Origin of the sequence: Dysgonomonas sp. BGC7, assembly GCF_001261735.1 — a bacterium.
Lineage (GTDB): Bacteria > Bacteroidota > Bacteroidia > Bacteroidales > Dysgonomonadaceae > Dysgonomonas.
In genome coordinates this window covers 322,339-342,616 of the sequence record NZ_CVRP01000007.1, presented here as the reverse complement: position 1 = coordinate 342,616, position 20,278 = coordinate 322,339, and the positions used below count along the sequence as shown (strand labels likewise).

18 protein-coding genes are annotated in these 20,278 nt (G+C 36.9%); 11 read left to right on the top strand and 7 right to left on the bottom strand.

Translation table 11 applies throughout. The annotated features are described in order from the left end of the window. The first annotated feature begins 111 nt into the window (after window positions 1-111). Together BGC7_RS06705 and BGC7_RS06700 are read left to right on the top strand one after the other, a co-directional pair. Window positions 112-450, top strand: a complete 339-nt coding sequence (locus BGC7_RS06705) for a translation initiation factor (protein ID WP_050700791.1) — start codon at window positions 112-114, stop codon at window positions 448-450. Further along, window positions 440-3,667 (top strand): UvrD-helicase domain-containing protein, encoded by a 3,228-nt coding sequence (locus BGC7_RS06700; RefSeq protein WP_050700790.1) that lies wholly within the window; start codon window positions 440-442, stop codon window positions 3,665-3,667. The genes BGC7_RS06705 and BGC7_RS06700 overlap by 11 nt, the downstream gene beginning before the upstream one ends. A gap of 159 nt (window positions 3,668-3,826) precedes the next feature. On the opposite strand, the gene BGC7_RS06695 is transcribed toward BGC7_RS06700, so the two are convergent. Next, window positions 3,827-5,386 carry a sulfatase family protein gene (locus tag BGC7_RS06695; protein WP_050701067.1) on the bottom strand — a complete coding sequence of 520 codons (1,560 nt, stop codon included), beginning with the start codon at window positions 5,384-5,386 and terminating at the stop codon, window positions 3,827-3,829. Window positions 5,387-5,541: 155 nt separating this feature from the next. On the opposite strand from BGC7_RS06695, the gene BGC7_RS06690 reads away from it, so the two are divergent. Next, a complete protein-coding gene (locus tag BGC7_RS06690) occupies window positions 5,542-6,141 on the top strand; it encodes a hypothetical protein (RefSeq protein ID WP_050700789.1) in 600 nt (199 codons plus the stop codon). 33 nt (window positions 6,142-6,174) lie between these two features. Here BGC7_RS06690 and BGC7_RS06685 read toward each other — a convergent pair whose 3' ends face one another. From BGC7_RS06685 to BGC7_RS06675, 3 genes are all read right to left on the bottom strand, one after another. Then, window positions 6,175-7,449, bottom strand: a complete 1,275-nt coding sequence (locus tag BGC7_RS06685) for a peptidase U32 family protein (protein WP_050700788.1) — start codon at window positions 7,447-7,449, stop codon at window positions 6,175-6,177. A 92-nt stretch (window positions 7,450-7,541) separates the two neighbouring features. Further along, a complete protein-coding gene (locus BGC7_RS06680; RefSeq protein ID WP_082206511.1) occupies window positions 7,542-8,351 on the bottom strand; it encodes a tetratricopeptide repeat protein in 810 nt (269 codons plus the stop codon). Continuing rightward, complete coding sequence (locus tag BGC7_RS06675; RefSeq protein ID WP_050700787.1) at window positions 8,348-9,259, bottom strand: LysR family transcriptional regulator; 912 nt, start codon at window positions 9,257-9,259, stop codon at window positions 8,348-8,350. The genes BGC7_RS06680 and BGC7_RS06675 overlap by 4 nt, the downstream gene beginning before the upstream one ends. A 230-nt stretch (window positions 9,260-9,489) precedes the next feature. On the opposite strand from BGC7_RS06675, the gene BGC7_RS06670 reads away from it, so the two are divergent. Continuing rightward, complete coding sequence (locus BGC7_RS06670; RefSeq protein ID WP_050700786.1) at window positions 9,490-10,155, top strand: YceI family protein; 666 nt, start codon at window positions 9,490-9,492, stop codon at window positions 10,153-10,155. A gap of 59 nt (window positions 10,156-10,214) precedes the next feature. On the opposite strand, the gene BGC7_RS06665 is transcribed toward BGC7_RS06670, so the two are convergent. Then, window positions 10,215-11,054, bottom strand: coding sequence for an energy transducer TonB (locus tag BGC7_RS06665; protein WP_050700785.1), 840 nt, complete (start codon window positions 11,052-11,054; stop codon window positions 10,215-10,217). Between the two features lie 440 nt (window positions 11,055-11,494). Here BGC7_RS06665 and glmS point away from each other — a divergent pair, with 440 nt between their 5' ends. From glmS to BGC7_RS06630, 7 genes are all read left to right on the top strand, one after another. Further along, a complete protein-coding gene (glmS, locus tag BGC7_RS06660; RefSeq protein ID WP_050700784.1) occupies window positions 11,495-13,339 on the top strand; it encodes a glutamine--fructose-6-phosphate transaminase (isomerizing) in 1,845 nt (614 codons plus the stop codon). 101 nt (window positions 13,340-13,440) lie between these two features. Further along, a complete protein-coding gene (locus BGC7_RS06655) occupies window positions 13,441-13,971 on the top strand; it encodes a Hint domain-containing protein (RefSeq protein ID WP_050700783.1) in 531 nt (176 codons plus the stop codon). 5 nt (window positions 13,972-13,976) lie between these two features. After that, on the top strand, window positions 13,977-14,414 hold the full coding sequence (locus tag BGC7_RS06650; protein WP_050700782.1) for a PaaI family thioesterase: 438 nt from the start codon (window positions 13,977-13,979) through the stop codon (window positions 14,412-14,414). Between the two features lie 206 nt (window positions 14,415-14,620). After that, window positions 14,621-15,190, top strand: coding sequence for a PspC domain-containing protein (locus tag BGC7_RS06645; RefSeq protein WP_050700781.1), 570 nt, complete (start codon window positions 14,621-14,623; stop codon window positions 15,188-15,190). Window positions 15,191-15,202: 12 nt separating this feature from the next. Then, window positions 15,203-15,538, top strand: a complete 336-nt coding sequence (locus BGC7_RS06640; RefSeq protein WP_050700780.1) for a PadR family transcriptional regulator — start codon at window positions 15,203-15,205, stop codon at window positions 15,536-15,538. 4 nt (window positions 15,539-15,542) lie between these two features. Continuing rightward, the gene (locus BGC7_RS06635) at window positions 15,543-17,030 is read left to right on the top strand and encodes a PspC domain-containing protein (RefSeq protein ID WP_050700779.1); all 1,488 of its coding nucleotides are present in this window, start codon (window positions 15,543-15,545) and stop codon (window positions 17,028-17,030) included. Between the two features lie 174 nt (window positions 17,031-17,204). Continuing rightward, complete coding sequence (locus BGC7_RS06630; protein WP_050700778.1) at window positions 17,205-17,684, top strand: hypothetical protein; 480 nt, start codon at window positions 17,205-17,207, stop codon at window positions 17,682-17,684. A gap of 57 nt (window positions 17,685-17,741) precedes the next feature. On the opposite strand, the gene BGC7_RS06625 is transcribed toward BGC7_RS06630, so the two are convergent. Further along, window positions 17,742-18,749, bottom strand: a complete 1,008-nt coding sequence (locus BGC7_RS06625; RefSeq protein ID WP_050700777.1) for an AI-2E family transporter — start codon at window positions 18,747-18,749, stop codon at window positions 17,742-17,744. A gap of 108 nt (window positions 18,750-18,857) precedes the next feature. Further along, window positions 18,858-20,258 (bottom strand): DUF5723 family protein, encoded by a 1,401-nt coding sequence (locus tag BGC7_RS06620; RefSeq protein ID WP_157258673.1) that lies wholly within the window; start codon window positions 20,256-20,258, stop codon window positions 18,858-18,860. Between the last annotated feature and the right edge of the window lie 20 nt (window positions 20,259-20,278).

Below are 20,278 nucleotides of genomic sequence, written 5' to 3'. Positions count from 1 at the left end.
TAAAATAGAAAATTAGAATAAAGACCCGACAAAAAGGAACAAACAGAAAAACATCCAAAAAAAGTACAAGTTTGTCAGGTTTTAGTTAAAAAATGAAATAAGCGAAAAACGATGAGCGACTGGAAAGACCGTCTGAATGTAGTATATTCGACCAATCCAAATTTCGAATACGAAAAAGAAGACGAAGAAGAACAAGACACTCTGGCTAAGGAAAAGCAACAACTCCGAATCTCTTTGGATAAACGAAACCGAAAAGGAAAAGCCGTCTCGCTAATTACAGGTTTCATTGGCACTACCGAAGATCTGGAAGCATTGAGTAAACTACTGAAAGTTAAATGCGGAGTCGGAGGTTCAGCCAAGGATGGAGAGATAATTATTCAAGGGGATTTTAGGACAAAGATACTGGAACTCCTTCAAAAAGAAGGATATATAAAATCACGTGTTATTTAACGACAAAGTAAATCTTCATGTATATAAGGCTTCGGCAGGCTCAGGAAAAACACACCGCCTGACCGAAGAATATCTGCACCTACTATTCTCGTCCGAATACGCCTACAGGCACATCTTAGCTGTCACCTTCACAAACAAGGCCACAGACGAGATGAAAAACCGTATAATATCGGAACTGGCCAATCTAGCCACAGGCAAGAAATCGGACTATATAAAATCTCTGTCGGAAGAATACAAGCTAAACGAAATACAGGTAAGGGAAAGGGCTCGTAACACTCTTATCAGAATATTGCACGACTACTCATCTTTCTCGGTCAGTACAATAGATAAGTTCTTTCAGCAGACAATGCGTGCTTTTACCCGTGAAATAGGACTAGGAGGCGGATATAACGTGGAACTGGATACCGGCAAGGTACTAAGCGAAGCCATAGACTCCATGTTGTATGATCTGGAAAGCAGCGACAATAAACTTTTGCTCGATTGGCTGATACGCTTCTCGGAAGAAAAAGTAGAGAATGGCGAAACATGGAATATAAGAAACGACATACAGTCGCTTTCTTCCGAAATATTTAAAGAAAGTTATAAAGCATATAGCGATAAAGTACAGTCCGATATTGCCGACAAGCAATTGATGACCGACTATAAAGATATGCTCTTTGCCATCATACAGACTTTCGAAAATACTTCGCAGCAAACAGGCGAAAAGGCTCTGAATATAATGGAAAGGTATACCCTTACTCCGGAAGATTTTAAAGGAGGCGCCCGTTCTCCGTTCTTTTCGTTCATCAAATGGGCTAATAAGACTGTAACTGAACCTACAAATACTTTTCGGCTACTTGCCGATGATGTATCTAACTGGTACACAGCAAAAGCAACTGCCGAAACGAAAGCTAAAATAGAATCTGCCTATACCGAACTAAATGCTTGTGTATGCGATATTGTAGCTCACTACGATGACAGTAAGACTTACCAGACAGCTTATGAAATAAACCGATACTTCTTCACTCTGGGTATACTTGCCGATGTAGACAGCAAGATAAGGAAGAACGCCTCAGAAAACAATATAATGCTGATATCGGACACGACGGAGCTGCTCAATCGTATTATAGAAGGCAATGAGTCTCCTTTCATATACGAAAAAGTAGGTATGCGCATTAGCAACTATATGATAGATGAGTTTCAGGACACGTCGGGCATGCAATGGCAAAACTTCCTGCCTTTGGTGCGAGATAGTCTTAGTGCAGGCAATAAGGACTTTATAGTAGGTGATGTAAAACAAAGTATCTACCGTTGGCGAAACTCGGACTGGAAGCTGCTCGACGAACAACTGGACAAGGATTTCGAGACAGAAGGCATAAACCACGAAACACTGAATGCCAACTGGCGAAGTGCACGTAATGTGATAATGTTCAACAATGCGATTTTTTTGCAAGGTGCACAACTATTGCAAGAGACATACAACAGATCGCTCGAAGACGTAGACGATAAGAGACTGCAACCGTTTCTGACACGTATAACAAAAGCTTACGATGAGCTGATTCAATACATTCCCGAAAGCCACAAGGACAACGAAGGACATGTAAAAGTCGAGTTTATAGAAAACACCGAAGAACAAAGCTGGCAAGATCAGGTATTGGAGCGGCTGCCTTCGCAAATAGAATTGTTGCAAGACAAAGGGTATTCATTGAAGGACATTGCTATTCTTGTGCGTACAAAAAAAGAAGGAGCTGATGTAGCCAATCGGCTCTTGGAATACAAGAGTTCACACCCCGATTCTAAATACAGGTATGACATTATATCGGATGAAGCCTTGTTTGTAGGCAATTCGAAAAGCATAAAGCTGATAATAGCATTATTAAAATACCTTCATACACCAACAGACAACTCCCTGAAGGCTTTGGCTGTATACGAGTATTTCAAATATAACAATCAGCTGAATGCGGAAGATGCTCTCCAAAAATACTTTTCAGCAAAGGACGAATTACCTGCCGAAATAACAGCAGAACTTAGCCGCATACGCGAACTACCTCTCTATGAAATGACTGAGGAAATATTCAATTTGTTTCGTAGTGCAATGGAGGATAATGAGCAAATATATATGCAATCATTTCTGGATATGGTGCTGGACTTTACGGTTCGTTATTCTTCCGACCTGGACAGTTTCCTGAAATGGTGGGACGACACGGGTGTGAACAAAACGATATTCACCCCCGACGAGCAGGATGCTATTCGCATAATGACCATACACAAATCGAAAGGGCTAGGTTTCAACGTTGTACTGATACCTTTCTGCAACTGGGAAATAGACCATAAGCTGACAACAATTCTGTGGTGTCACCCCGAAGTTGCTCCATTCGACCGATTGCATCTAGTACCCGTTAAGTATTCGCAAAAACTAAAAAACACTATTTTCAGTTACGAGTATTTTGACGAACGTCTCCATGCTTTTATCGACAATATAAATATCTTATATGTAGCCTTTACCAGAGCGAAAAATGAGCTTATCATATATTCTCCAAAACCTAAGAGAGATGAAATAAATAATATATCATCACTACTTTGGGCTAGTATCAATAACGAACAAGCAACCAACAACAATGCCCTGCTCTTGTCTCTGAATAAACACATTGACGAAGATGAAGGAATATTCGAGATAGGAGAAAATTATTCCTCACAGAAAGAGGATAATAGAAAAGATACTAAAGAGATCAGTATAGACGCTCTGCCTAGCATACAGTATGACAGCCGGGTAAAACTGCGGTTGAAAAACAAATACTATTTCTCAGACACAGGTAAACGGGATTATGGTATATTGATGCATGAGATAGTAAGTAAGATAAATACCATATCGGACATAGACAGGGCTGTGCAGGAATACCTGACAGCAGGAGATATAACCAAAGAGCAGGAGGAAGAGATAAACGACAAGCTACGACAATACCTATCTTCTCCTATTGTATCGTCATGGTATTCTGGAGAGTATAAGGTACTCAACGAAGTACAAATACTTCAACCCAAAGGAACTTTTAGCCGTCCCGACCGTGTAATGATCAAAGACGGGGAAGTGATTGTTATCGACTATAAATTCGGACAAAAAGAAGACCGGAAATATATTCGTCAGGTAAAATATTACATGGAACAAATACGAAAAATGGGCTACGAGAACATCAAAGGATATGTATGCTATATAGCTTTGGGTAAGGTTGTTGAGATATAAATTAACATTTCACATTATTTAACCAGAGCGACATGAACAATCTTCGATTTGTTACGTTAATATTATGTGTTTTTCATAGTATTAGATTTAAGGTTAACAATGAAGATTGGTTGTCGTGACGACAACCATTTCTTTTTTACATAAGCAAAACTTATATCTTTAATACTCGTCTACAGCTAGTTTGGTTCTATAGTTCGTCAGAGCAGTTTGCAACTCCGCTGTAATTTTTTCATATCCACCTTTACCATACAGATTATTAAGTTCGTGAGGATCTTCTTGCAGATCGTACAATTCATTACAGTCTATATCTTTGTCATTAGCCATCTTTCCTTCACCATAGAAATGAATTAGTTTGTACCGATCGGTACGTACACCATCATGTCTGCGAACGCTATGGATGGCCGGATAATCATAATAATGATAGTATAAATCAGTTCGCCAGTCTGTAGGCTTATCTCCGCCAAACAAAGGCTCAAGCGATACCCCACTCATTTCTTTGGGCTTATCCACTCCGGCCAAAGACAGAAACGTAGGAGCATAGTCTATATTTTGCACAAGAGCATCGACTTTTACTCCTGCTTTTATTGCCTTAGGATAATGCATTATTAATGGAGTTCGGAAAGATTCTTCATACATAAACCGTTTGTCGAACCAACCATGCTCTCCCATATAAAAGCCCTGATCTGATGTATATACTATCAGCGTATTATCCATCAGCCCTTCTTTTTCCAGATAAGCTATAAGGCGTCCGACCTGATCGTCGATACTCTTTATACAACGAAGATAATCTTTAATATATCTCTGATATTTCCAATTGAGAAGCTCATCCCCAGTAAGATTCTGACCTATAAAGTTCTCGTTTCGGGTATGATATGCATTATTCCATGTTTTCAGTTGCGATGGAGTCATTCTATCTAAGGATTGCTCAAGCCCTTCAACATTCCACTCTTTATTATAAGGTGGACGATCTTTAAGTTCATACACTTTAAGATCATAAATCAGAGTCATTGTCTTATCTATAGTCATATCCTGAGTATGAGCAGGAGAACAGCGCGTAGCGTAATCATCTCTGAATGTTTCCGGTTTCGGGAACTCGATATCTTCATATAAGTCCAAATACTGAGGTTCGGGCATCCAGTTTCGATGCGGAGCCTTATGATGTACTAATAGACAAAAAGGCTTAGACTTGTCTCGTTGTTCAAGGAATTCGATAGAATGGTCTGTTATCAATGTTGTAGCATACCCTTCCTCTTTCACATATTTCCCATTTGTCTCTTTAGATTTGAATTCGGGATTGTAATATTCGCCCTGATCCCACAATATATTATAATAATCAAAACCTTTAGGCTCACATTGCATATGCCACTTACCTACTACAGCAGTCTCGTATCCGGCCTGCTGAAGCAGTTCGGAGAAAAAGGTCTTTGTAGAATCTATACCTTTACCCAGCTGACGTTGTCCATTCTGATGACTATAAAGCCCTGTCATAAGACATGCACGGCTTGGCGTAGATAATGAATTCTCAACAAAAGCCTGACGAAACAAAATACCTTCATTTGCCAACCTGTCTATATTAGGAGTAGGAGCTAGTTGAGATAATGGATGCCCATATGCACTTATCGTCTGATAAGAATGATCATCTGTCATAATATACACAATATTGGGAGTCTTTACCTTATCTTCTTTCGGCGCGTTCTTTACAGTACATGCGCTGTTCATCAAAGTTATTGGAAGAACAACAGCAGTAATGGTCTTCATCTTATTCATGTTCTCAAGGATGTATTGATTTATATCACAAATATAGTATTTTTGATCGATGAATCATTGGCATATTTATTGCGAATAAGGTTTTTTACAAATATGAACAGGAAAATATGATTGATAAAATAAAAGAACTTCGGAAGATAATTCCTATTCCAATAGGAGAAGCCTCTCAACTATTAAAAGATAATGGTGGAGACATAGAGACCTGCATTTACAAGTTTAAAGAGAAATCGCTAAAGGAAATACAACAGATTACAGGTTGCGATGAGACTATGGCCTCAGAGCATTACGAAAGAGAAAAATATGATTTCAACAGGACAGTATCCAGTATAAGGGAAACCTTATTCGATGAGAACTATACTCCCATAGAAGGCCTTACCAAGGAAGGAATATCTGCGGCGCTGCAATGGATAAGAATTGTTGATTCCGACGGTTTTGGAGTAGCTATAGAATATGATATAATAAATACAGCTTCAACGACTATATTGCTTATTCCTGCCCTACACGAAACTGCGCTGCAGATAAAAGAAGCCAAAGAAGCACGAGATAAAATATTTGAGGGCTATAAAGAAACAGATCTTTTAGAAGAATTTGTGCGACGTAGTAAGCTATTGGATGACAATAAAGAATTTGCTAAAGCAAATCAGTCTATAAGTTTAAAAACAACTATATTAAAGGAAGAACTGCTAAGGCATTTTCGTAATTTATAAAAAAAGAGGCATCTGTATGATGCCTCTTTTCTCTTATGCTTTTTCTACAAACTTCTTTTTCTTTTCTACTTTTATCAACTTAAAAAGTTTATCAGAAGGACGTATCTTATCTTCTACCTTTATCGAAAATTTTTCACCCTTTACTGTTTCGGCTACAGGCTTCAAGTCGACTCTGATTTCGTCTACAATCTGAGTAACAGCACCGGTAGTGGGACCGGTGATAAGTATTTCATCCCCAACTTTCAGAGACTGTGTTTCCATTAAAAATTCGGCAACACCAAGGTTTGAGAAATATTTAATTCCTTTTCCGATATATATTTTTCGTTTGGTTGCTCCCGAACCATAGTTGCTAGACCATTCACCCAAACGCTGACCAAGATAATAACCATCCCAGAAACCACGATTGAACACAGTAGCCAAGCGTTCATCCCAATCTGCAATTTTATCTTCGGTAAAAGTATCGGAACAATATGCCCCTATAGCTTCCTTATAGCATTCCACTACAGTACGAACGTATTCCGGCCCACGTGCACGCCCTTCTATCTTAAATACACGAACACCTGCATCCATCATCTTATTCATAAAATGAATTGTCTTCAAGTCTTTTGGAGACATAATGTATTCGTTATCTATCTCAAGCTCTATGTCAGTTTCTTTATCTTTTACAATATATCCTCTTCGGCATATCTGGTTACATGCTCCTCTATTTGCCGAAAGGTCTTTTTCATGCAAACTCAGGTAACATTTACCCGAAACCGCCATACACAGAGCACCATGACTAAACATCTCTATCCGTATTAATTCTCCTCCGGGACCTTTTATCTCCTGTTCTACTATATCCTTGTATATAGCTGCTACCTGATCCATATTCAGTTCACGAGCCAATACTACAACATCGGCAAACTGTCCGTAAAATTTAAGAGCTTCTGTGTTGGTTATATTTAATTGGGTAGAAAGATGTACTTCTACTCCAATACTGCGTGCATACATCATAACAGATACATCCGATGCAATCACAGCCGACAACTGAGCATCCTTAGCTGCATCTACAATTTTGTGCATCAATGAAATATCATTATCATAAATGATTGTATTGACAGTAAGATAACTTTTCAACCCATTTTCTTTACATATAGACGCAATCTGCTTGAGGTCGTCTAAGGTAAAATTATTAGAAGATTTAGCTCGCATGTTCAGACCTTCTATACCAAAGTATATTGAATCTGCCCCTCCCTGTATAGCAGCAGCCAAAGAATCGTATGATCCTACAGGTGCCATTATCTCAAATTCCGATATGTTATTTCTCATTATTGTGTTTTAGAGACTCCTGCCTCCATTATCTTAAAATTGGACTGCAAAATTATCCTATTTAAACGGATCTTACAAAATATATAATGTCTTTAATATTCTTTAGCCATTTTTTCTTTGGCGGCCTTTATGCTTACTTCCACCTCTTGCCTAAAGCTTGATTCGGATTGTGAGTCCAATACATTAAGAGTCGATTCATAATCTTTTAGAGCCAACTCATATTCGCTCTGCTCATAATGCGTATTACCTCTGTTGTAATAAGCAAAAGGAGACGACTCTAATTCTATTGCTTTATCAAAATCGGATAAAGCCTCCTCATAATGCTCCATTTTTTCATGTACCAGCCCTCTGTTATTATAAGCACTAGCATAATCAGGCATAAGTTCAACTGTGCGGTTCAGGTCGTGTAAAGCTTTCTCATACAACCCCATATTACTATATATAGAACCTCTATTGTAATATGCCATTCCATCGTTAGGATCAAGCTCTATAATTTTGCTACTGGCATTCAATGTTTGTATCTCATCTCCTTCCTGATAATATACAGTTGCCAGATGCAGATATGTTTTAAGAAGCACTTTATCTCTCCATTCGGGATCTTTTTTATACTTCTCGTCAGTATTGATGCGTTCTATCAGATTGTTCAACATATTAATCTTTTGCTGAGATGTACCTAATTTATTCAAAGCCAGATATACATCATTATTGAACTTCACCAGACTTTTCTCTCCCTGCTTTTTCCGCCTTGCAATCAGATAAAACATGAGGGCAAAAAGAATAAACATGAGAACAAAAAGAGCAATTACCCCGACCATTCCAATACCAACAAAGGAAGAGCTACATGAAGAAAATAGCATCACAGAGGCAACCGAAAGAGCATATTTTATATAACGTGTTATCATTGGGCTGTATTTACATGAGATTTTATAAATGTTCTTATTTTATCTATATAGCGTGGTTCTATTTTGTTTTTATTATAAGCCAGATATATAGTATTTGTAGCAAGGCTGTTTCCCTGCCATAGTACTTTGACCTGTTTATTTTCCAAAGCTTTTCCTGCAATGAGGTTAGAAGAAACCGAAAGTCCGTCACTATTACCTACAGCTTTCAAAATAGCATCATTATCGGGTATAGTCGCACTTAGCTTCAGTATAGGACGTTTCTTGAAATTCTCGCGCCAAAAACGCCTGATCAAAGCCAAGTCGCTACTGTATGCAAACCATTTCTGAGATCTTAGCCATTTCTCAATGCTGACCGAATCTTCACGGGCAATATGCCCATCTATTTCAGTAGTATCAAATACTGTACTGCAAACAATCATAAACGATTCTGTGAACAAAGGCTCATAAGTCAGAATTTCTTCCGATTTGTTTTGCCTCGTTATAACAGCAATATCCAGTTCGTTGTTAACCAACTTCTCGATAAGAACATTGGCTAATCCATACTCTACCGAAAGATGCAAATCCTCTTCTGTCCCTACATACTCTGCAAGATAGTTTTTAAATATCTCAGAAGGTGTTCCAAAGCGTATGCTGGGCGCTTTGTTCAAAACAGTCCTTTTAAACTCAGACTCTACCCTCTCCAGATTATCTATAGACTCTACAATCTGAGTATATAGCTGTTTACCATACTCTGTGGGCATCATCTTACGAGGCATTCTCACAAACAAAGGCTTTCCAATATAACTCTCCAGCGATGCCAATTGGATACTCATATTGGGCTGCGAAATCATCAATTCCTGTGCTGCCCGTGTAAGGGTTCCATATTGATAGATAGCCTTAAAGGTTCTGTACCATTCTAAATTAACCATTTAATACTAAAATATTTAAATCTTAAATTCGACCTCGAAAATGAAAAACAATATACCTTTTATATTTGTTAATAATATATAGAAAGTCTATTTCAAACACAAATCTATAAAATTTTTAATAACAATATATAAAATAAGCTATTTTGAGAATAGAATAACATCATTTAACTTTGCCACATATTTGATAATAAACAATCAATTAATAATATAAACCAAAACAGGAAACAAGGATGAAAACATACTTTTTAGCAATCGCCACTCTTTTATTTGTAGTGTCGTGCAATACAGCCACAAAAAACAAAGTAGAGGGAACAGATGCTCAGGCAGCAGCTGAAGGTGCAGGACAAGAGTTGACAGTAGACACACAAGCCTCGTCTATACACTGGAAAGGATCTAAAGTAGGCGGCTCGCACCATGGTACTATCGGGCTAAAAAGTGCCACTTTAGCAATTAACGGAGAAGAGGTTGCTTCCGGCTCTTTTGTTATAGATATGAATACTATAACAGATGAAGATCTTACACAGAAAGAAATGAATGACATGTTGGTAAATCACTTAAAGAGCGAAGATTTCTTTGATGTGGCTAAATATCCAGAAAGCTCGTTTACCATCACTAAAGTAGAAGTTGCCACAACTCCAACGGATAGTGTATCACACATGGTTAGTGGAAACCTGAAGCTAAAAGATGTAGAAAAGAATATCACATTCGGAGCTAAAATAACAAAGGAAAACGATATATACAAAGCAGTAACTGTTCCTTTTACTATCGACCGCACACAATGGAATGTTAAATATGGCTCGAAGACATTATTTGCCGATCTGAAAGAAAATATAGTAAATGATAATATAGAGTTACAAATTACTATAGTAGCAAAAGCAGTACAACCTCAGCAATAAAATTAAAACGGTAGTCTACAAAAGTCTCTGTAAAGAATACTACAGGGGCTTTTCTATTTTTATTTTGGAAGAACAAAAGGAATAGGAAGAACAACAGACATAGCAACAGCCTTTCCGTCTTTGAGGCCGGGTATCCATCTCGGCATTTTCTTAATTAAGTAAAATGCTTCCTCATTGCAATCCATGAATATACCTTTCAGCAATCTTATATTTGTTATTTCGCCTTCGGCAGTTATAGTTATATTAAATAATACACGTCCTTCGATACCATATTCTATTGCCCTTTTAGGATATTTCAAATTGGCAGCAAAATAAGCATCTAATGCTTCCTGTCCTCCCGAAAATAAGGGAGCCCGATTCAACGAATCTACTATCAAAACAGGTATAGAATCTTTGGCGCCTTCTACCTCCAGCTCTTTTACAGGCTCTTCGAGATGGGTGTTTTTAGGAATTAAATTTTGAGGATCTTTTATAAACTCACGAAGGTAATCGTTTAGCTTAAAGGTTATCAACAACTGAAACTGCTGTTCTACAGTAGTAGTCGAAGATGACACTTTATCCCATTTTGGCATTCTCTTCAAAACCCGAACTACCTCATCGTCAGCCAACGGATCAAAACCCCTTAGTATTTCAACATCCTGTACCTTTCCTTCTTCGTTAAGCTTTACTTTTACAGAAACATCTCCTTCCATTTCTATTTTAATAAGCAAAGGCGGATATTTTACATTATCCGATATATATTTATATAAAGCGTCCTCTCCTCCGGGAAAGAGATAAGTATCGAAAACCTTTTCCGAAGAATTATCCGATTTCGATAAACTTACAGTAACACCACTTTGGGCAACAAGATTGTAACTAAAAAATAAGAAAAACAGAAAACAGAAAAATTTGCGTATCATGTTTACTCTACAAAGTTTATTTTTTTCATTAGTCTTAAACACTACGAAACAAATATAAACAAAACGGTTAAGACATAAAGTTTCCTTTTAGATTATTTAAGCGAATCAGAAGTTGAATTTATATTTTATACAAAAAAAAGAACTGCTGCTAGAACAACAAATCTTTATCTATATACAACCGCTCCTAGCGAGGAGGCTTGGGAGAAACTAAGAGAAATAAATAATGATAAATGCAAAAAGGAGAGGAAAATGTACAACTTTGTCAGGTTTTAGTTAAAATTATAGTTGCACTTACTTTTGAACTTTAATAAATTCGAACAAACACAAGACGTCAAAAAGACAAGATAAAAGCGTGGAAATAAAACTAAAGATACATTTGTTATTCATAAATAAAAAAATGATCTTTTTTATTTAACTTTACAACCAAAACTAAAGTTAGTATGTGTGGAATAGTAGGATATATTGGCTTCCGAGAAGCCTACCCCATTTTGATAAAAGGCCTGCACAGGCTCGAGTATAGAGGGTACGACAGTGCAGGTGTAGCAATAATAAACAACGAGAATAAATTATCTGTATATAAAGCCAAAGGTAGAGTACAGGATCTTGAAGAATACGCCCGCGACAAGAATACCTCGGGTACGATAGGTATTGCACATACCCGATGGGCAACACATGGCGAGCCCAGCAATGCAAATGCACACCCTCACTATTCGCAAAGTGAATCTCTGGCTCTGATACACAATGGGATCATAGAAAACTATTCGGTACTGAAGGCAGAATTGCAAAGAAAAGGATATACTTTTCAAAGCAGTACAGACACAGAAGTATTGGTACAACTCATCGAATACATAAAGCAATTAAACAACTGCAACTTGTTCACCGCTGTTCAGCTAGCATTGAATCAGGTAGTAGGTGCTTATGCAATTGCTGTAATAGAAAGAGGAAACCCTGACCAGATCATAGCAGCCCGAAAAAGCAGCCCTTTGGTAATAGGAATTGGCAGTGATGAGTTTTTCATTGGTTCCGATGCCTCTCCTATTATAGAATATACAAATAAGGTTATTTATCTCGATGATGAAGAAATCGCAATAATAAAAAGACACGAAGAGCCTAAAATAGTTACTATCTCGAACATAGAGAAAACACCCGAGATAAAAGAGCTGGAAATGAATCTCAGTCAGTTGGAAAGAGGAGGTTACCCTCACTTCATGCTGAAAGAGATATTTGAGCAACCCGAAACTCTAAAAAACTGTATGAGTGGACGAATCAATATAGAAGGTACGAATGTTACGCTATCCGGTATTATCGACCATAAAGAGAGATTTATAAATGCTCGCCGAATCATCATCATCGCTTGTGGTACATCGTGGCATGCGGGGTTGATAGGAGAATATCTGTTCGAAGAATTTTGCCGTATCCCTGTAGAAGTGGAGTATGCCTCCGAATTTAGGTACAGACACCCTGTTATATATCCCGACGACATCGTAATAGCAATATCACAGTCGGGAGAAACAGCAGACTCTCTGGCTGCTATAGAGCTTGCCCGCAAAGCCGGAGCATTCGTTTACGGAGTATGTAACGTTGTAGGGTCATCCATTCCCCGTAATACAGACTCGGGATCATATACTCATTGCGGCCACGAAATAGGTGTTGCTTCTACAAAAGCATTCACAGCACAAGTTACGGTTCTTACTCTGATGGCACTTGTTATAGCAAAAGAGAAGGCAACAGTGAGCAATGAACAATATCTGAATACAATTAAGAACTTACAAGATATACCGAACAAAATAGAACGCATACTCTCGCTGAACGATAAAATAAAAGAACTATCCCTCATCTTTACTTATGCTCAAAATTTCATTTATTTGGGAAGGGGTTACAACTATCCTATAGCGCTAGAAGGAGCTCTGAAGCTAAAAGAAATCTCCTATATACATGCCGAAGGCTATCCGGCAGCAGAGATGAAGCATGGCCCCATAGCACTTATAGACAATGAGATGCCAATAGTAACAATAGCTACGAACAGCACTATATACGAAAAGGTAGTGAGCAATATTCAGGAAATAAAGGCTCGTAAGGGCAGAGTCATAGCTATCATCAATGAAGGGGACGAAACAATGAAAGCTCTGGCAGATCATTATATAGAAATACCTGCCACACAGGAGTGTCTCGATCCATTACTTACTTCTATTCCTTTGCAGTTACTGGCATACCATATTGCAGTAAATAAAAATCGGGATGTAGACATGCCACGCAATCTGGCTAAATCCGTAACTGTAGAATAAATAAACTGAAGGAATATTTTTTGATAACTTACGGCTAAGGTTATCTTTCTGTAAAATATTCTTATATTTGCAAAAAACTTTACATAAAAACAGATTTAGTTATGAAAATCAAAACATTCTTCTTTGCTTTAGTTTGTCTTTTTATACTCAGTTTAAGTATGAATGCACAAAGTAGCCTAGCCGCAGGAACCCGGATAACAATGGCTGACGACAGCAAAAAAAATATAGAGAAGATTATTGCAGGAGATAAAATACTTGTTTTTAATATAAAGGACAAAGTGTATGAAGAAAAGAAGGTGAAAGGCATTAAGAATGTAATGCAAAACCGTCTTATCCGCATCACTCTCGAAACTGGTGCAAACATCACCGGAACAATAGAAAATCCTATATATGCAGAAAAGGGATGGGCTTCTGTAGACCCTAACCGCACCAGAACAAACGAAAAGTATGGCAATACTCAACGATTGAATATAGGTGAGTTTGTATTATACTACAATACTACAACTACCGACTATGTAGAAGTAAGCGTGATTCAAGGGATTCTCGATCCGGTACAAACATTCAATATAGAATTGGAAGACAGTAGCGAAGGAGCTTTCATAGCCAATGGATTTTTAGTTGGGATTAATTAATAGACATGAAGCTCGACTCAAACGATATAAAAGAACGTATAAAAAACACATTGATGGAAACGCTAGGCATCACTTTCATTGAATCTGATGACGAAGCTTCACTCGAAGCTATTATGCCCGTTACACAAAAGCTTACTCAAACAATGCGCATCTTACATGGCGGAGCAACAATAACTTTAGCCGAATCTTTAGCCGGAGCCGGCTCCAACACCTTATGTGCAAGTGACGAACGATGTTTTGGTATGCAGATTAGTGCAAGCCACATATCAAGTGCCGAAGTTGGTGATACAGTCAGAGCCAAAGGCACAATATTGCACAAGGGACGATCTACTCATGTTTGGAATGTAGATGTATTTTCAGAAAATACCAACAGACTTATATCTACAATTCGCATTACAAATGCCGTAGTAAAAAAGGTCATATACATAAAAGCTCATAAATAAAGATCTATCTTCTTCTATTTAGATAAGTAAAAAGTTAATTGAAATTCAATTAACTTTTTTTATTATTTACACTAACTACTAAAAATCAAACAATTACACTAATTTCACAAAACATAACAGTACTATGTATTACATAGTATATTTATTTATTAATATATTTGCATTACAAACAACAGTGCATAAAACAGTATTAAATAAAATAGGATATGAAAAGAGTTACAAATGTTAGTATAGGGAAGATAAACTTTACCATAGAAGACGATGCCTATTTCAGATTAAAAGAATATCTGAAAAACTTTGAAGAAACAATAGAAGATAAGAGAGAAGCCAAAGAGGTAATGGAAGATGTAGAAGCCAGAGTTGCCGAAATCTTTCAGAAAGAAATGAAATACCCAAATCAGGTTGTTAATATATCGCTTGTACAGATAGTTATAAATCATCTAGGGGAAATAGAATCAAAACCTGAATATGAAGAAGACAATTCTCAGAATAACAATCAAAATTACATGGAAGGAGAAAAGAAATTCTATCGCGACATGGATGGCAAAATGCTCGCCGGTGTGTGCAACGGAATAGCCACTTACACAAAAATAGATGTAACTATTATACGCATCCTATTTGTAGTTTTGGCATTTGCATACGGAATAACTATAATATCTTATTTAGTCATTTGGATCGTAGCGCCTAAAGCAACCAGTATAGCTCAAAAGCTCCAGTTAAGAGGATATGCTACTACTGCCGAAAACATAAGAAAATTTACCTCACAACACAAATAAACACCAATAATTATGGAAGTTATAAATGTAGACAATATAAAAGCCCAAATGCGCAAAGGAATACTGGAATACTGTATTCTAAGTATTTTATCGAAAGGAGACGCATATGTATCTGACATTATCAACGAGTTGAAAGATTCGGAGATGATTGTCGTAGAAGGAACCTTATACCCATTGCTTACCCGCCAAAAAAATCAGGGAATATTAAGTTACCGCTGGGAAGAATCGACGCAAGGTCCTCCGCGTAAGTATTACGAAATAACAGATAAAGGTCGCGCTGTACTCAACGAACTTGATATTGTATGGGCAGATCTGGTCAGAGTTATAGACAACATCAGAAATAAATAAAACTATGAAACCAACAATAAAAGTCAGCATAGGAGGAATGGCATTCGACATTGAAGAAGATGCCTATCATGTCTTTAATGATTATCTGCAAGCCCTGAAACAACACTTCCAAAGGAATGCTGAGGCCGAAGAAATAATAAACGATATAGAGCTGCGCATGAGTGAACTATTGCAAATGCGGATGAAAAGTAAAGAAACAATATTTACACTCAGCGATGCTCAGGAAATAATCTCTATAATGGGTAATCCTAAAGACTTTGAAGATAGTACAACATCTTCTTTCCACGAAGAGAATATTCCACCAATCAACGATAATAATAAAAAGAATAGCGATCTGTTCGAGAAAAAACTATACCGGGATAATAGCAATAAAATTATAGGAGGCGTTTGTAGTGGTATCGGGCATTATTTCAGAATAGATCCAACAGCTATACGGATTGGAGTGGCTACAGCAGTCTTCTTATTATATCTTTTCTCGTTCAAAGCGATAGCAACAATAGTACTTGCATATATATTATTATGGATAATAATGCCTGCCGCCAAGACTTTTAAACAAAAGCTCGCCATGACAGGAGATAACCCTTCGATAGAAAACATAGAAGAACGACTACTGTCTCCCTCAAGAAAATATAAAGGAGCGTCAGCTAATAGTTTTATAAAAGTTTTTGTCAATGTTATAGCTATACTTATAGCTATTGTATCTTTTATCTCCTTCATAGGTGTTGTCGCTTTATTAATATGGTTATATGTAGACACCGATATATTAGGCGCCACCAACTATATGGTCTTACTGGGTTATAACACACTGGAATTGCAAACGGCATTGGCCGTAGTTCTTGCCACACCGGCTCTTGGCTTATTTTGGTTGATGATGAAAATTGTAAGAAGAAGCTCATTTACAACACGTACTCTTGTTAGCTTTATCATAGGATTAGTTATTTGGATAGGGGCTTTAGCATATATAGGAAATACAGGTTTCAAATTTGCATATTCATTCCAACAAGAAGGAGAAAACATCGAAAACATTGCTGTAAATACGACTTCGGACACCCTCTACGTCAAAATAGGAGAAGAATATATGAGCGCACATCCTCAACCGATTAATTCCGCAATGTTTTATCGAGGAGAGAAAATCAGAGACAGACAAGTGACAATATTACCTCCAATAAAAATAGAAGAAGATTCTCTTCTTTCAACATACAAAATTGAGATAAAAAAAGTTAGTTTTGCAAATAATAAAATTCAGGCAAACAGAAAAGCCGAGTCTGCGAAACTGGACTATATTCTTTCTGATTCTCTACTGACTATCAAGCCTAACTGGTATGATAAAAGCAACAAATGGAATTTAGAAAACTATATAGTAACAATAACAAAACCAGCTAATAAAAAAGTAATTATCGAGTCTCCTCTGAGAGAATCGTATTGGATTAATCCTAATAAAATATACAACTATGGTTATAATTATCATTATTACAATCATTATTTTGATTGAAAGAATTGTCCAAAAATTGATATGACAATTATCAGAGACGTAGTAATAGAATGGAGAATGTGTTATAGGATATAAGCTTAACACTTTTTCCATTTTAATTCCTCAAAAAACACAATATAATTCATAAAATATCGTTTTTATTATGTACATTTGTGAAATAAACTTAATTCCCTCGTGAAAATAGGGTTCTTGACATATTTGCTCATACCATTAATGGCTTTATTCCTATCGCTTAATTCTTGCGACAAGGAGGAGAACACTTATACCAAAAGTGTTGAAGGCCATTGGATATATTCAGGGACAAAAGCAGAAGTTTATGTTACAGATCCTTCCGTAAAGCAAGCAATAATCGATTATATAGAAAACAGATATAAGTCATATCAGGTAAGCTATGAGCTAAAGAATGATAAGACATATTACTATTATATCAATTATGCCGAACCACTAAAAGGAATATATCATTTTACAAGTAAAAACATTTACTCGATGGATGATACCAGAGGAGTTAAGACTGCAGTACAGGAAAATTCTACAATATCTATTATATCAGATCTAAAAGAAGATGTCTCGAGTATCTTAGATATAGACGAAAGCGTAATTATTAAAGCAAATGCGATAGATTCTTTCAAAAGAGGACTTTCTTCAGAAGAATAGAAAAATTAAGATAAAAATAAAGAGGAGCTATTTGATAGCTCCTCTTTATTTTTTTATCTATTTCGGATCCAAATATTCTATCTTAAATATATTGAGACAAAGTATAAACATAGACAAAAACAGAGGCCCGAATATAACACCCCAGAAACCAAACAGAGTAAGACCGATAATAACACCAAAAACGGTGATAAGAGGGTGTGTATCGGCCATCTTCTTCTGCAATATAAAGCGGATTAAATTGTCCGAGTTGGAGATTACCACCAAGGCATATATAGCCAATCCGATACCATTGAACCAATCGCCGGACAAGCCCAAATAAAGAGCTAAAGGAAACCAGACCAAAGAGGTACCAACAAGAGGTATAATAGTAGCAAAACAAGTTAGAAAGCCAAACAGAATAGGGTTAGGTGCACCAAATATCAAATATCCAATAAGAGCAACTAAACCTTGTATAACGGCAAGAAGAGGAATACCCACCGCATTCGATTTAACCATCATATTTATTTCAGTCAAAACATTTCTCTTATTATCTTCATTGAATGGCAACAAAGTATAAAGGTAGCTCTCCATTCGCCGCCCTCCAATAAGCATAAAATAAAGAAAAAAGATAAGAACCAATGAGTTTATCACAAAACTGCTTACACTATTGACAAGCACCTGCCCTACCTTAGGCAAATATCCGGCAGCAGTAACTATATTATCGGAACTAAGAACATTATATCCTGTCCGTTCTTGTATCAGACCCGAAAATCGTTGAACAGCATCTATTGTAGCTGTAGGATCAAGGTTTATACCATGAAGTTCATCTATCAAAAGCCATACTGCAATAGAGAAAGGAATGAGAAAACAAAGAATAGCTTCTCCCAGTATCAGAATAGCAGCAATACTGTTTTTCATTTTCTTCTTCTCTGTAAGAAAAAACATTTGCTTCCTTACCATAATATATATCGTAGAAGCACCTAATATACCACTTAGAAAAGGTGCTATTTCCCGAAAGAGAATAATACCCATGAAAAGGATAAGGATAATAAGTGAATATTTCCAGTATTGTTCTTTTACATTCATATTGAAATAAATAAGATTAATAACTTATATTCTAGAAACAAGACCTAAATATATAAAAAACAAAGAGAGATATTAAAAAATTCCTTTATTTTATTTCCTCTTAACGATCTAGTATCTTTTCTTGCCTAAAGGTATGCTCATCCCGACTTGCAGATTAAGTGCCCGACTTGTTGTAGGAATGAATTGAGATGAAACATGAGGTATAATATAATCGCTCGCAAAGAAGAAATTTACTCCTTTAGATGGAGCCAGATGTAAAGCCATACCAAACGTATCTAAATTACTATGCGAAAAAGAGTAGCTGGTAGTGGCTGCAAGCCACGAACAAGGACGATAATTGAGAGACATCGTATATTCCGATATATTCTTATAGTTACCAAAGCGGATTGAATATAATGCTCCCACAGAGAACTTTCGCTCCCAGATTTCATATTCGACACCGAGATTCATATTCATACGTAGCTTAGAAACACGCCCCTTTTCTTTTTCTCCTTCAAGATTAACAGCCTTCTTTATATCGTCAAATGCTTTTTCGAATACGTCACTCAATGAAGCATCATCATCTCTGAAAATATTATAATCGTGAGGAGTAACAGTTACGTCAGTTTCGGATGAATGAAGGTTTACTGTATTATTTTTAGTCCATGCTATAAAGCCCAGATCGTTCAAAGCCGCAGATACCTTCAATCCCTTCATAGACGGATTAATATTTTTAAAATCGTACACAGCGCCTATATCAAGCCCGAAACCAATACCGGGAACAGTAAACTTAGAACCGAAATCGAAACCATCAATATATCCCTCACTATCGTATCTTTGTTTTATTCCTGGTGCCGAAGCCCTTAAAGAAACCTTAGACCTTGCCGTCCAATAGTCAGGCCCGGCATCTATTGTCAGGCTTTTAGCATCAAGATCAAAATCTCCAATACCACCAAGCAACTTGGCTCTGACACCTACCGTCAGGCTACGATCAAGAAAAGGCCGTGAATGTGCCACGCCCAGTTCGATAAAAGAATTACCAGTCGCTCCTAAATCGGAAAGATCATATCTGGTCTGTTCATTTTGATCAAAACCTTCTTTTAGCAATCCAAAGAAAGGCTTAGGTATATTTAAGTCTACATGTGTCCTTATTCCAAAATCGAAATTCCAAAAGCTATCGCCTCTGTACATCCCCAAAGCGAAAAGTTTTATGTTGGCATCGACATTCACATAATTATTATTAGATAGCCCCGAAAGAAAATCGTCAGTATTTATACTCTGATGCATAAATGTTACTCTCCTACCCTCCGTCCCTCTAAAAGAAAGGTGATCGAGATTTATTGTATTTGTTTGAGCATTTGCATATATATTGGGAAGTACAGGCACTATCAAATAACCCTGGTCGGGTATCAAAGCCGGATTCAGACTATTCCTCAGATAAGACGTCTGCATAAAATAGTCGGACTTAACTTGTGTAAATCCTTTAATAACAGAAAAAATGCAGATTACTAAAATCAGAATTATGCGCATACTCTCTCTATACATTATCT

What these genes read in the sequence shown, in the direction of transcription:
- BGC7_RS06625 (WP_050700777.1), bottom strand. Translation starts at nt 18,749, where the DNA reads ATGAATGTAAAAGAACAATACTGGAAATATTCACTTATTATCCTTATC.
- BGC7_RS06620 (WP_157258673.1), bottom strand. Translation starts at nt 20,258, where the DNA reads ATGCGCATAATTCTGATTTTAGTAATCTGCATTTTTTCTGTTATTAAA.
- BGC7_RS06655 (WP_050700783.1), top strand. Translation starts at nt 13,441, where the DNA reads ATGAAAATCAAAACATTCTTCTTTGCTTTAGTTTGTCTTTTTATACTC.
- BGC7_RS06635 (WP_050700779.1), top strand. Translation starts at nt 15,543, where the DNA reads ATGAAACCAACAATAAAAGTCAGCATAGGAGGAATGGCATTCGACATT.
- BGC7_RS06670 (WP_050700786.1), top strand. Translation starts at nt 9,490, where the DNA reads ATGAAAACATACTTTTTAGCAATCGCCACTCTTTTATTTGTAGTGTCG.
- BGC7_RS06640 (WP_050700780.1), top strand. Translation starts at nt 15,203, where the DNA reads ATGGAAGTTATAAATGTAGACAATATAAAAGCCCAAATGCGCAAAGGA.
- BGC7_RS06680 (WP_082206511.1), bottom strand. Translation starts at nt 8,351, where the DNA reads ATGATAACACGTTATATAAAATATGCTCTTTCGGTTGCCTCTGTGATG.
- BGC7_RS06685 (WP_050700788.1), bottom strand. Translation starts at nt 7,449, where the DNA reads ATGAGAAATAACATATCGGAATTTGAGATAATGGCACCTGTAGGATCA.
- BGC7_RS06695 (WP_050701067.1), bottom strand. Translation starts at nt 5,386, where the DNA reads ATGAACAGCGCATGTACTGTAAAGAACGCGCCGAAAGAAGATAAGGTA.
- glmS (WP_050700784.1), top strand. Translation starts at nt 11,495, where the DNA reads ATGTGTGGAATAGTAGGATATATTGGCTTCCGAGAAGCCTACCCCATT.
- BGC7_RS06665 (WP_050700785.1), bottom strand. Translation starts at nt 11,054, where the DNA reads ATGATACGCAAATTTTTCTGTTTTCTGTTTTTCTTATTTTTTAGTTAC.
- BGC7_RS06645 (WP_050700781.1), top strand. Translation starts at nt 14,621, where the DNA reads ATGAAAAGAGTTACAAATGTTAGTATAGGGAAGATAAACTTTACCATA.
- BGC7_RS06690 (WP_050700789.1), top strand. Translation starts at nt 5,542, where the DNA reads ATGATTGATAAAATAAAAGAACTTCGGAAGATAATTCCTATTCCAATA.
- BGC7_RS06705 (WP_050700791.1), top strand. Translation starts at nt 112, where the DNA reads ATGAGCGACTGGAAAGACCGTCTGAATGTAGTATATTCGACCAATCCA.
- BGC7_RS06650 (WP_050700782.1), top strand. Translation starts at nt 13,977, where the DNA reads ATGAAGCTCGACTCAAACGATATAAAAGAACGTATAAAAAACACATTG.
- BGC7_RS06675 (WP_050700787.1), bottom strand. Translation starts at nt 9,259, where the DNA reads ATGGTTAATTTAGAATGGTACAGAACCTTTAAGGCTATCTATCAATAT.